This is a genomic window from Streptomyces sp. NPDC060027, from assembly GCF_042737005.1.
Taxonomy (GTDB): Bacteria; Actinomycetota; Actinomycetes; order Streptomycetales; family Streptomycetaceae; genus Streptomyces.
On the sequence record NZ_JBHWVI010000037.1, the window covers coordinates 43,534 to 53,831 of the forward strand.

Below are 10,298 nucleotides of genomic sequence, written 5' to 3' on the forward strand. Positions count from 1 at the left end.
CCGGGTGGGAAACTTGAAAGGTGGTCAGGGAGCGTGCGAACAGGGCCTCTTTGGACTGCCTGTGATCCCAACCATCCATCGCAGAAGGGGGATTGAACCCGTGAAGGGTGACCGCGTGGAGATAGTCGTGGACGCAGGGGACACGACGCGTACGTACGAGGTGGTAGCCAGCAGGGCGGGTCGCCGGGTGGAGACGGCGGTGCGCCGAGGTGTCGTAGAAGTGAGCGAAGTCACCCGAAGCGGATCAGTGGTACGGACCGCCCGCTTCATGGCGACTCGGGTGCTGGCGCTCGTCGAGCAGCCGGTCCCCCGGGAGGACAGTTCGGAACAGTAGGGGCACATGGGACGCCCCCTCCGGGAAGACCCTGAGACCTAGGTCCCCGTCTCCACCCAGGGGAGTACTCCGCAGGTCATCGCTCATCCTCCGGGAGGCCCGGCAATCGGTACGAGGGCATGACGACCCACGCCCTCCGCACGCCTAGATTTGAGGTCAAGCGGCGGGTGCAGCACTCGTCCCCCGAGGTCAGACACCCGCCGCTGCCAGGCACGACAGAAACTCGGTCAGGAGAGGGACCATGGCCCACACGGCACCGCGGACAGGGCTCCGCACGCAGGGACGCAGGGCGTACAGCGCCGCGTTCGGCACCCGCCAGGGTCGGCGCCACCCCTTGGTGGCGACAGCGATGGTCCTTCCCCTGGCGGCCCTGCTCGTAGTCGTCTTCGGCGGCTGGGAAGCGGTGGTCACACAGGCGTCGTCCGTGGGCGTGATGCTGGGGCGCTGAGCGGCGCCCCAGGCCCGGAAGAGCGGTCCGGGCGGGGACATCCGGCCATGAAACCCCGTGGGGACGGGGGTGCGGCGGACGGCACGAAGAATGCCCGCACAGCTGGGGAGCTGCGCGGGCATTCTTCATGCCGGGTTCCGGGCCGGGGCCCGGCGCCGGACTGTCGGAGTGGTGCTGTGCCGGGGTGCTGCGGCGCCGGTGCCGATCCCGGCGTGCCGGGTGACTGATGCCGAGAGCCGGGGTGCTGCGGTGCCGGTGCTGCGACAGGGGATGCGGTGCCGCGGTGCCGGAAAGTCGGGGTGCCGACGCTCCAATGCCCGTGCCGGTGCCCGTGCCGGAGAGCCAGGATCCTTTGGGGTGCTGTGGTGCCAGTTGCGACAGGGGATGCGGTGCCAGAGAGCCCGAGAGCCGGGGTGCCGGAGCGCCAGGGTGTCGGGGAGTTGCGGGGCCGGTCGGCGGGGGTGCGTCCTCGGCTGCGTACCCTCACCGGCAGACGTCGTACAGCCCCAGGGGGACCCGTGACCGCAGACACCCTGCTGCCCGCACTCACCGCCGCGGCACGCCACGCGGCCCACCCCGCGACGGCTGTGCCCTGCCCCTGCGACGCCGGGGACGCACTCCTCGCGGACCGCGACGACGGCACCGTCGTGCGCCACGGCGACCTCGTCGCCAAGGCCCACGCCCCGGCCACGGACCCCGCCGCGCTCGCCCTCCGCCTCTCCGTGGCCGCGAGCCTCCCCGGCATCCTCCTGCCGCCGCTGAACCCCGTCTCCGCCGATCTCCTCGGCCGCCGGGTGACTCTCTGGCCGTACGGCGCCCCGGTCGACCCCGACACCCCCGACGCGGCCCCGTGGGAGGCGGCCGCGACCCTCCTGGCCCGCCTGCACCGGGCCACCGCCCCGGACGGCCTGCCGCCCATGCGGGGCCCCGCCAAGGCCGCCCGCGCGATCGCCCGCCTGCGCGCCGCCGGCCCGCATCCGGCCGCCGCCCCGGTCCTGCGTGCCTGGGGGGCGCTGCCGGGCTGGGCACGGGCGGAGGCCCCGATGCCGGACGCCACGACCCTGTGCCACGGCGACCTGCACCTCGGCCAGCTCGTACGCCATCCCGCGGCGGACGGTCCCTGGGTCCTGATCGACGTCGACGACCTGGGCGTCGGCGACCCCACCTGGGACCTGGCCCGCCCGGCCGCCTGGTACGCCTGCGGGCTCCTCCCCACCGACGAGTGGCTCCGCTTCCTGACCGCCTACCGGGCCGCGGGCGGCCCGGCCGTTCCCGCCGCCGGCGATCCCTGGTCCGCCCTGGACGTCGCGGCCCGCGCCCTCACCGTGCAGACCGCAGCCCTGGCCGTCGCCAAGTCCACCGCCGCGGACCGCCCGTTGGACGAGGTGCAGCTGGCCGTCGTCGACGCCTGCGACCGAATGAGTTCCGCCCCGCCCGAGTTGACGCAAGGTTTCGCGACGTAGGGTGCAACCGACCGAAGCCGGGCAGAGTCTGTCCTGGCGGAAGCAGTACCGACTGGCGAGGAGTTGAGCCGAGCATGCAGTGTCCGAAATGCCATGCGCCGATGCACACGTACAACCGCAATGGCGTCCAGATCGAGCAGTGCAGCGGCTGCCGCGGGATATTTCTCGACTACGGCGAGCTGGAGTCGCTGACCCGCGTCGAGTCGCAGTGGTCGCAGCCCGCGCAGCCGCCCCAGGGCGCCCCGCAGGCCTACCCGTCCGCACCGGCGCCGGCCTGGGGCGCCCCGCAGCACGGCGGTGGTCACTACGGCGGCCACGGCGGCCACCACCGGCACAAGAGCTTCGGCCACATGCTCTTCTCGTCCTGAACGACCGAAGGGGCCTCCTCCCGGGCGGAGGGGCCCCTTCGTCGTGTCCGGGACACGGCCCGCCGCACCCGGACACGACGAAGCCCCCGACCGTACGAGACGGCCGGGGGCTTTGCTGGTGCGCGATACTGGGATTGAACCAGTGACCTCTTCCGTGTCAGGGAAGCGCTCTCCCGCTGAGCTAATCGCGCAGGTCACGCGGTCGAAGCCACGCTTGCTGCTGGACTTGCGTGCGCGATACTGGGATTGAACCAGTGACCTCTTCCGTGTCAGGGAAGCGCTCTCCCGCTGAGCTAATCGCGCGGGGATCCTTGCGGACCAGTGGACGATACTGGGATTGAACCAGTGACCTCTTCCGTGTCAGGGAAGCGCTCTCCCGCTGAGCTAATCGTCCTTGGAGGTGGAGACGGGATTTGAACCCGTGTAGACGGCTTTGCAGGCCGTTGCCTCGCCTCTCGGCCACTCCACCAGGAGTGCGGGGGTTCGGGAAGATCCCCCTCATCCTGCGAGCGGACGACCAGGTTCGAACTGGCGACCTCAACCTTGGCAAGGTTGCGCTCTACCAACTGAGCTACGTCCGCTTGTCGTTTCCGTGGCGCTTGCGCGTCCCGGCGACGAGTTGAACTCTAGCGGATTCCCGGGCCAGCACAAAAACGCGTTTGTGCAGCGTGCTGCGGTCTGTCCCCCCGAGGACACGGTCAGGGCGCCTGCCGCACGCCCGCCCTAGACTCGTCTGCGTGCTCGACCTCCCTCCTCTCGCCCGTTTCGGCGGCCTCGTCGCGACCGGCCTCCTCGACGTCACCAGCGATCCCGCGGCCCTGGACTCGACCGGCTTCTGGGCCGTCTCGGCCTCCTTCGAGGGGCGTCTGACCTGCGCCCGTTTCCGGGACGTACGCGAGGAGCCGGTGCCCGCGCCGGTGCCCGGACGCTGGCACGGCCCGGCCGCCGGTGACTGGAACTCGTCCCTCGACCGCGCCGCCTACACCGCAGGCGTACGACGCATCCGCGAGCACATCGCCTCCGGCGAGGTCTACCAGGCGAACCTCTGCCGCGTCCTCAGCGCACCCGTCCCGCCCGACGCGGACGTGGACGCGCTGACCGCTCTGCTCGCCCGCGGCAATCCGGCACCGTACGCGGGAACGATCCGGCTGCCGGCCCACGGCGTCGAGATAGCCACCGCCTCCCCGGAACTCTTCCTGCGCCGCGCGGGCCGCTCCGTCGAGTCGGGCCCGATCAAGGGCACCGGACGCACCGAGGCGGACCTCCTGGACAAGGACTACGCCGAGAACGTGATGATCGTGGACCTCGTCCGCAACGACATCGGCCAGGTCTGCGCCACCGGCACCGTGACCGTGCCCGACCTGTGCGTCGTCGAGAAGCACCCGGGACTCGTGCACCTCGTCTCCACCGTCCACGGTGAGCTCCGCGAGGACGTCGGCTGGCCCGGACTCCTCGCCGCCGCCTTTCCGCCCGGCTCCGTCACCGGCGCCCCGAAGTCCAGTGCCCTGCGGATCATCGACGCCCTGGAGACCGCGCCGCGCGGCCCGTACTGCGGAGGCATCGGCTGGGTCGACGCCGACCGCGGCACCGGCGAGCTGGCCGTCGGCATCCGCACCTTCTGGATCGACCGCGCCGACGGTGTCCTGCGCTTCGGCACGGGAGCGGGCATCACCTGGGGATCCGACCCCGAGGGGGAGTGGCGGGAGACCGAGCTGAAGGCGTCCCGGCTGCTCGCGGTAGCGTCGGGAGAGTACGAGGCGGGTGACGGGACTCTCCCGTCCTGAGCCGGTCCTCGGGACCACGCCCGGGACCGGGGCCGAAACGCCACGCCGGACGACCCGTCCGGCTCCGGCAGATTCATGCGAGGTAGGACAGTGAAGCTTTGGCTCGACGGCGGGCTGCAGGACATCGAGGCCGCCCGCGTCTCCGTCTTCGACCACGGGCTGACCGTGGGTGACGGCATCTTCGAGACCGTGAAGGCGGTCCACGGCCGGCCCTTCGCGATGACCCGCCACCTCGACCGGCTGGCCCGCTCGGCGCGCGGCCTCGGTCTGCCCGAGCCCGACGCCGACGAGGTGCGCCGCGCCTGCGCCGCCGTCCTCGACGCCAACCCGATGCCGCTCGGCCGGCTCCGCATCACCTACACCGGCGGCCACGGCCCGCTCGGCTCCGACCGGGGCGAGCACGGTCCGACCCTCGTCGTCGCGCTCGGCGCCTCCGACCGGCGTCCCGACTCCACCGCGGTCGTCACCGTCCCCTGGACCCGCAACGAGCGCGGCGCGTTGACCGGCCTCAAGACCACCTCGTACGCCGAGAACGTCGTCGCCCTGGCCCGCGCGCGTGAACACGGCGCGTCCGAGGCGCTGTTCGCCAACACCGTGGGCCGACTCTGCGAGGGCACCGGGTCCAACGTCTTCGTCGTCCTCGACGGCGAGATCCACACCCCGCCGGTCGCCTCCGGCTGCCTCGCCGGCATCACCCGCGCCCTCACCGTCGAATGGACGGGCGCCAAGGAGACCGACCTGCCGCTGGACGTCATCGAGCGCGCGGACGAGATCTTCCTGACGTCCACACTGCGCGATGTGCAGGCCGTCCACCGGGTCGACGCCCGTGAACTGCCGGGCGCAGCGGGCCCGGTGACCGCCAAGGCCATGCGCGTCTTCGACGAGCGGGCCGCGGACGACCTCGATCCCTGACCGGTCCTCGGGGCCACCGGCCCCTGACGGCGCGGAAATTCGGCTGACCGCGCCCGCCTCAAGGGGTACAACACCCCTGATGACAACGACACTGCGGCCGACCGAGCCGCTTCAGCACGCCGCTGACGGGACGTGTTCACGCCGCTACCACGTGTGCGTGAACAGCCGTCCCGTCGGCGTTGTACACCTGGCGACGGACACCTCCTACGGACCGGACGTCGCCAAGATCCACGAGCTTCGCATCGAGGAGCCGGACCGCGGTCGCGGTCGCGGCACCGTGGCCGCGCTGGCCGCCGAGGAGGTGGTGCGCGGCTGGGGCTGCCGGCAGATCGAGGTGACCGTCCCCGGCGCCGCCGCCGGGGCCCTGGAGTTCACCAGGGCACTCGGTTACGTCCTGCGCAACCGCGGGATGGAGAAGGTGCTCGAAGGTCCCCCTCCCGTGCTGCCCCCCGGCAGCGCCGCCCGGCCCATGACCTGGGACGAGTACGAGATCTGGGACCGGAGGGGCCGGCAGGCGTACGCCGAGGACTGGATCCGGCGCGGTGTGCCGGAGGCCGACGCGCTCGCCAAGGCGGACCGGGACTTCGGCGGTGCGCTGCCCCAGGGCCCGGACACCGCGAGCGCACGGCTGAGCGTCCTGGAGCACGAGGGCGTCCCCGTGGGCGACCTCTGGCTGGGGGACCGGGACGGGCGCACCTTCGTCTACGACGTGGGGGTCCGCGCGGACCGGCGCGGACACGGCCACGGGCGGACACTCATGCGGCTCGCCGAGGCACAGGCGACGGCCGTCGGGTCGAGCCGTGTGGGCCTCAACGTCTTCGCGGGGAACACCCCGGCCGAGCGGCTCTACGAGTCACTCGGCTACGAGACGACGGCGTACCACCTGTTCAAGAGGCTGCTCTAGTCGGCACGCGCCTCCCGACGAGCTTCCGCAGCAGGTCGGTCGCGTGGCTCGGCGCGGGGCTCAGGCCTGTTCGGCGAGCAGCCGGTCGGCGATCTCCTCGATCCGCTCGCGCAGTCCGTCCTGGCTCTTGCCGCCGTCCAGCCGCTCATCGCCGATGACGTACGTCGGGGTGCCGGTGACGCCGATCGCCTTGCCCTCGGCCTGGTCGGCGTCGACGATCAGGATGTGCCGGCCGTCGATCAGGGCCGTGTCGAACTCCTCGGCGTCCAGGCCGAGTTCCCGCGCGATCTCGACCAGGAAGGCCTCGCCCCCACGGTCCAGCTCCTCCACGCGACCGAGCACGGCCTCGATGTACGGCCAGGCACTGCCCTGCTCGGCGGCCTCCTCGGCGGCCTGCGCCGCGGCGAAGGCGTGCTTGTGCTTCTCCAGGGGGAAGTGCCGCAGCCGCAGCTCGAGACGGTCGCCGTAGCGGGCACGCAGCGCGCGCAGGTCGGCGAGAGCGCCACGGCAGTCGGGGCACTGGAGTTCACACCAGACGTCCAGGACGACGGGGGCCGGACGCGCGGGGGAGGAGTCGTTCATGGGATCCAGTCTCCCAGCCCCGGCGGGGGGCGGCCGAACCGGGACCTGGGGAGGACGGCGACCCGGAGATCTCCCTGAGGTCTGCCCGGACCATGGCATACCGGGCAGGGGACGGTGCAGGATGGAAGGGACGAACCACCCAGCCCTGCCTGGAGGACCGGAATGATCGCAGAGACCGTCTGTTCCGCCGTCTCCGTCGCCGGCCTGGGCATCGCCGCAGTGACGGCCTACCGCAAGCGTTTCCTGGCGGCCGCCCGGATCGCCGCCTACTCCCTGGTGCCGATCGGCCTGGTCATGACCGGAGTGGTCGGCTGGCTGGCCGATACCGCGTTCAGTCCGACCGCGTGGGCCGGCTTCGTGGTGCTCGGCGGCGCCTGGCTGCTGTTCATGATCACCCGTACCGTGGAGCGTCGAAGCGGGGGGACGCGGAAGGAGCGCAAGGCCGCGAAGGCCGCCGCGCAGCGGGACGCGATGGCTCCCGCGGCCTCGGCCCCCTCGCTGGGCCAGGGTGCCGGCACCGTCGCCCGGCCCGCCGCGACGCCGCGGGCCAAGGGTTCCGGGGACGACTTCAGCGACGTCGAGGCGATCCTGAAGAAGCACGGCATCTGACCGGCTGAGCCGATCCAAGATCGCACGCGCGTCGGACGGTGAACGCGCGGAACCGTTCACGTTCGAGCGCGCCCGTCACATGATCCAGCGAACTCCCGTATATTCCGGGCGTGTTGATCGCGGAGGGAGTGCTCCCTGCGTCATCATCGCCCGCGAGATGCTGGACACAACACCGAGCGACACCGCTGCCCCGCCCGAGGAGCGGCGTGGTTGTCTCTTCGCGCTCTCCCAGCCGCCGCTGATGATCTTCCTTGCGGTGATCGGCTGTCTGCTGCTCATGGCTTCGCTGCATGACCTGCTGCTGCTCTGAGCTGTACACGGAGCCCCTGGCGTCACCCGCCGAGGGCTCCGTCAGCCCGGCCCTCCGGAACGTCGTCCGGCTGTTCCGTCCCGCGACCCGCACGGCACCGGCCTGTGAGCCTGCCCGTCCGTGAGCCTGCCGACCTCCCGGCCGTTCGTCCGGAGCCTGCCGGTCTCTCGCTGTCGTCCGGAGCCTGTCGCTCTCCCGGGGTCCGTGCGTGAGTCTGTCGGCCTCCCGGACCGTCCGTGCGTGAGCCTGTCGGCCTCCCGGACCGTCCGTGCGTGAGTCTGTCGGCCTTCCGGACCGTCCGTGCGTGAGCCTGTCGGCCTCCCGTCCGTCGCTCAGCCCGCGGCTTCCTTGCGGCGCGCCCGGTAGGCGGCCACGTGGAGCCGGTTCCCGCAGGTGCGGCTGTCGCAGTAGCGGCGGGAGCGGTTGCGGGAGAGATCGACGAAGGCCCGTCGGCAGTCCGGGGCCTCGCAGCGGCGCAGCCGCTCCTGCTCTCCGGCGACCACGAAGAACGCCAGCGCCATCCCGCAGTCGGCCGCGAGATGATCGGCGACCGAGGCGCCCGGCGCGAAGTAGTGGACATGCCAGTCGTAGCCGTCGTGGTCCGTCAGCCGGGGCGTGGTGCCGGCGGCGGCGACCAGCTCGTTGATGAGCGAGGCGGCGACACGCGGATCCTCGGCGGCGAAGACCCCCGCGAACCGGCCGCGGACGTCGCGCACGGCCGCGAGATCGTGCTCCGACAGCACGCCGACATCACTGATGTCGTTCCGTCGTACGAAATCGGCGAGGGACGGGACATCGGCGAGCCCGTCCGCCGTCTCGTCCTCCGGCGCGGTGTTCACCAGATCCACCACGGCGTCGAGCGCGCACCGGGTGTCGTGGGTGATCAGCACGATTCGCTCCCTGGCCTGGGGGTCGGGCGAGGGTGCCCGCCCCGATGCTGGCCGATGGTAGTGGCTTCCCGGCGCGGTGGAGACGGGCGGGCGTCCGCGGGAGAGGGGAGCCCGTCACGGGAGGCGCCCCCGGGCGCGGAGCGGCCGTGCCTCCGTGGGTGCCCGAAAGGCAGGCCGGGAGGGAACGGTGTCCGGGGTGCCCCGAGGGGGAGTGACGGGTGGTGACGGGTGGTGACCGCGGGGGCGCGGGAGGTGCGTGCCCGGCGTGGGGCTGCCGCGTGGGTGCCGGTCCGTGGAGCCGGCGGTGGGGGCCGGCGCGGCGGACGCGCACCGGCGCCGCCGCCGCGGACTGTCCGCGGCGCCGGCGCCGATGTGTTCCTTATGCGGTTGTCTAGGCCCGAGCCGTCTCCCCGAGTGGACGGCGCCGGGCGGCTCTGGTGACGCGTCAGCTCTCGGCCAGGATGTGTGAGAGCTCCGTGTCGAGATCGAAGTGCCGGTGTTCCGTGCCGGGAGGCACGGCTGCGTCCGTTCGCTTCAGGAATGATTCCAGGGCCCTCGCAGGGGCTTCGAGCAGGGCTTCACCCTCCGGAGAGCTCAGGGCGATGCATACGACGCCCTGGCCGTGGCTTCGGGACGGCCAGACTCGGACGTCGCCGGTACCGGTGGGCCGGTGCAGGCCCTCGGCGAGGAGGTCGCGGGCGAACACCCACTCGACGGTTTCCTCGGCTCCGGTGTGGAAGGTGGCGTGCACGGCGTAGGGATCGGCCGTGTCATACCGCAGTCCTGCGGGTACAGGCAGTGAGGACTCGCTCGACACAACGAGGCGCAGGTGCAGCTCGCAGCTGACCGTGGTGTTCATAAGCGCCAGGGCCTTTCGCTCAGTGTGCGCTCGGGGATTCGCACGTCGGCGAAATCGACATGCCACCTACGGTGCCGTTGTAAACCCCTCTGAGTGTTTTGCGTGTCTTTATGTAACTCATCCGGCCGAGGGTGCCTTCGCCGGATAGGGCCATTCCGGTGACCGGTTTCTCTCGGGTAGGGTTTGGTCGTATGAATACGGGGAGTGACGAGCCGGGCGAGGTCGCCATGGTGGACGACGAGGCGAAGAATGAGCGAGCGCTCGGTTCTCGGGCGCCGGAATTCATCAAGGCGCGCCGCGCGCTGCACGTGAGCTGGCAGGTGGGTGTTTTCATCGTCGGGCTCGCGGTCGTCGGCGCGGGCGTGGTCATGCTGCCGCTGCCGGGTCCCGGCTGGCTGGTGATCTTCGGCGGCATGGCGATCTGGGCGACCGAGTTCGTCTGGGCCCAGCTGGTGCTCCGCTGGACGAAGCGCAAGGTCACGGAGGCGACGCAACGGGCGCTCGACCCCAAGGTCCGGCGCCGCAACATCATCCTCACCACGGTCGGCCTCGTGATCGTGGCCGTCCTCGTCGGCGTGTACCTCTGGAAGTTCGGCTTCGAGATGCCGTGGAACATCAAGGAATGACGAGCCCGGCTCGGGCCGCTTCCGAGCCGACTCCGCTGGTCGAAGCCACCCCCTGACATGGGGTAATGTTCTCTCTGCGCCCGGGCGATTAGCTCAGCGGGAGAGCGCTTCGTTCACACCGAAGAGGTCACTGGTTCGAACCCAGTATCGCCCACACATCCGACAGACGGCTCCGGTCCACGACATCGTGGACCGGAGCCGTTTTCGTC

The 10,298-nt window shown here is 71.5% G+C and carries 13 protein-coding genes and 6 tRNA genes; 11 read left to right on the forward strand and 8 right to left on the reverse strand.

Annotation, left to right across the window (positions count from 1 at the left end):
• Positions 1-100 precede the first annotated feature (100 nt).
• The 4 genes from ACFWBT_RS12645 to ACFWBT_RS12660 all read left to right on the forward strand — a co-directional run bounded on the left by ACFWBT_RS12645 (position 101) and on the right by ACFWBT_RS12660 (position 2,613).
• Positions 101-334, forward strand: a complete 234-nt coding sequence (locus ACFWBT_RS12645; protein WP_081223398.1) for a hypothetical protein — start codon at positions 101-103, stop codon at positions 332-334.
• 241 nt (positions 335-575) lie between these two features.
• Positions 576-782 carry a hypothetical protein gene (locus tag ACFWBT_RS12650; protein WP_385698796.1) on the forward strand — a complete coding sequence of 69 codons (207 nt, stop codon included), beginning with the start codon at positions 576-578 and terminating at the stop codon, positions 780-782.
• Positions 783-1,300: 518 nt separating this feature from the next.
• The gene (locus ACFWBT_RS12655) at positions 1,301-2,245 is read left to right on the forward strand and encodes a phosphotransferase (RefSeq protein WP_385698799.1); all 945 of its coding nucleotides are present in this window, start codon (positions 1,301-1,303) and stop codon (positions 2,243-2,245) included.
• A 74-nt stretch (positions 2,246-2,319) separates the two neighbouring features.
• Positions 2,320-2,613 carry a zf-TFIIB domain-containing protein gene (locus ACFWBT_RS12660; RefSeq protein WP_385698802.1) on the forward strand — a complete coding sequence of 98 codons (294 nt, stop codon included), beginning with the start codon at positions 2,320-2,322 and terminating at the stop codon, positions 2,611-2,613.
• Positions 2,614-2,729: 116 nt separating this feature from the next.
• Here the strand turns inward: ACFWBT_RS12660 and ACFWBT_RS12665 are convergent.
• The 5 genes from ACFWBT_RS12665 to ACFWBT_RS12685 all read right to left on the reverse strand — a co-directional run bounded on the left by ACFWBT_RS12665 (position 2,730) and on the right by ACFWBT_RS12685 (position 3,194).
• Positions 2,730-2,804 (reverse strand) — tRNA-Val (locus ACFWBT_RS12665).
• Between the two features lie 40 nt (positions 2,805-2,844).
• Positions 2,845-2,916 (reverse strand) — tRNA-Val (locus ACFWBT_RS12670).
• A 19-nt stretch (positions 2,917-2,935) separates the two neighbouring features.
• Positions 2,936-3,007 (reverse strand) — tRNA-Val (locus ACFWBT_RS12675).
• 1 nt (position 3,008) lies between these two features.
• Positions 3,009-3,082, reverse strand: a tRNA-Cys gene (locus tag ACFWBT_RS12680).
• A gap of 39 nt (positions 3,083-3,121) precedes the next feature.
• Positions 3,122-3,194 (reverse strand) — tRNA-Gly (locus tag ACFWBT_RS12685).
• 156 nt (positions 3,195-3,350) lie between these two features.
• Here ACFWBT_RS12685 and ACFWBT_RS12690 point away from each other — a divergent pair.
• From ACFWBT_RS12690 to ACFWBT_RS12700, 3 genes are all read left to right on the forward strand, one after another.
• Positions 3,351-4,397, forward strand: coding sequence for a chorismate-binding protein (locus ACFWBT_RS12690; RefSeq protein ID WP_385698805.1), 1,047 nt, complete (start codon positions 3,351-3,353; stop codon positions 4,395-4,397).
• A gap of 90 nt (positions 4,398-4,487) precedes the next feature.
• Positions 4,488-5,309 (forward strand): aminotransferase class IV, encoded by an 822-nt coding sequence (locus ACFWBT_RS12695; RefSeq protein WP_385698808.1) that lies wholly within the window; start codon positions 4,488-4,490, stop codon positions 5,307-5,309.
• 79 nt (positions 5,310-5,388) lie between these two features.
• Positions 5,389-6,213 (forward strand): GNAT family N-acetyltransferase, encoded by an 825-nt coding sequence (locus ACFWBT_RS12700; RefSeq protein WP_385698811.1) that lies wholly within the window; start codon positions 5,389-5,391, stop codon positions 6,211-6,213.
• Positions 6,214-6,273: 60 nt separating this feature from the next.
• Here ACFWBT_RS12700 and ACFWBT_RS12705 read toward each other — a convergent pair whose 3' ends face one another.
• Positions 6,274-6,795: a DsbA family protein gene (locus ACFWBT_RS12705; protein ID WP_385698813.1), complete on the reverse strand. Its 522-nt coding sequence runs from the start codon at positions 6,793-6,795 to the stop codon at positions 6,274-6,276.
• 162 nt (positions 6,796-6,957) lie between these two features.
• Here ACFWBT_RS12705 and ACFWBT_RS12710 point away from each other — a divergent pair, with 162 nt between their 5' ends.
• Entirely contained in the window at positions 6,958-7,404 is a 447-nt protein-coding gene (locus tag ACFWBT_RS12710) for a hypothetical protein (protein WP_385698816.1), read from the forward strand.
• A 157-nt stretch (positions 7,405-7,561) separates the two neighbouring features.
• Complete coding sequence (locus ACFWBT_RS12715; protein ID WP_266756592.1) at positions 7,562-7,714, forward strand: hypothetical protein; 153 nt, start codon at positions 7,562-7,564, stop codon at positions 7,712-7,714.
• Positions 7,715-8,046: 332 nt separating this feature from the next.
• On the opposite strand, the gene ACFWBT_RS12720 is transcribed toward ACFWBT_RS12715, so the two are convergent.
• Positions 8,047-8,604, reverse strand: coding sequence for a CGNR zinc finger domain-containing protein (locus ACFWBT_RS12720; protein WP_385698818.1), 558 nt, complete (start codon positions 8,602-8,604; stop codon positions 8,047-8,049).
• 445 nt (positions 8,605-9,049) lie between these two features.
• The gene (locus tag ACFWBT_RS12725) at positions 9,050-9,463 is read right to left on the reverse strand and encodes an SsgA family sporulation/cell division regulator (RefSeq protein ID WP_003959770.1); all 414 of its coding nucleotides are present in this window, start codon (positions 9,461-9,463) and stop codon (positions 9,050-9,052) included.
• A 191-nt stretch (positions 9,464-9,654) separates the two neighbouring features.
• On the opposite strand from ACFWBT_RS12725, the gene ACFWBT_RS12730 reads away from it, so the two are divergent.
• Positions 9,655-10,089, forward strand: a complete 435-nt coding sequence (locus ACFWBT_RS12730; protein WP_385698819.1) for a TIGR02611 family protein — start codon at positions 9,655-9,657, stop codon at positions 10,087-10,089.
• Positions 10,090-10,171: 82 nt separating this feature from the next.
• Positions 10,172-10,243, forward strand: a tRNA-Val gene (locus tag ACFWBT_RS12735).
• The last annotated feature ends 55 nt before the right edge of the window (positions 10,244-10,298 follow it).

Bases quoted from the DNA above. Each gene is read 5' to 3' on its own strand.
- ACFWBT_RS12730 (WP_385698819.1), top strand. From the start codon at position 9,655: ATGAATACGGGGAGTGACGAGCCGGGCGAGGTCGCCATGGTGGACGAC.
- ACFWBT_RS12650 (WP_385698796.1), top strand. From the start codon at position 576: ATGGCCCACACGGCACCGCGGACAGGGCTCCGCACGCAGGGACGCAGG.
- ACFWBT_RS12705 (WP_385698813.1), bottom strand. From the start codon at position 6,795: ATGAACGACTCCTCCCCCGCGCGTCCGGCCCCCGTCGTCCTGGACGTC.
- ACFWBT_RS12700 (WP_385698811.1), top strand. From the start codon at position 5,389: ATGACAACGACACTGCGGCCGACCGAGCCGCTTCAGCACGCCGCTGAC.
- ACFWBT_RS12725 (WP_003959770.1), bottom strand. From the start codon at position 9,463: ATGAACACCACGGTCAGCTGCGAGCTGCACCTGCGCCTCGTTGTGTCG.
- ACFWBT_RS12660 (WP_385698802.1), top strand. From the start codon at position 2,320: ATGCAGTGTCCGAAATGCCATGCGCCGATGCACACGTACAACCGCAAT.
- ACFWBT_RS12710 (WP_385698816.1), top strand. From the start codon at position 6,958: ATGATCGCAGAGACCGTCTGTTCCGCCGTCTCCGTCGCCGGCCTGGGC.
- ACFWBT_RS12715 (WP_266756592.1), top strand. From the start codon at position 7,562: ATGCTGGACACAACACCGAGCGACACCGCTGCCCCGCCCGAGGAGCGG.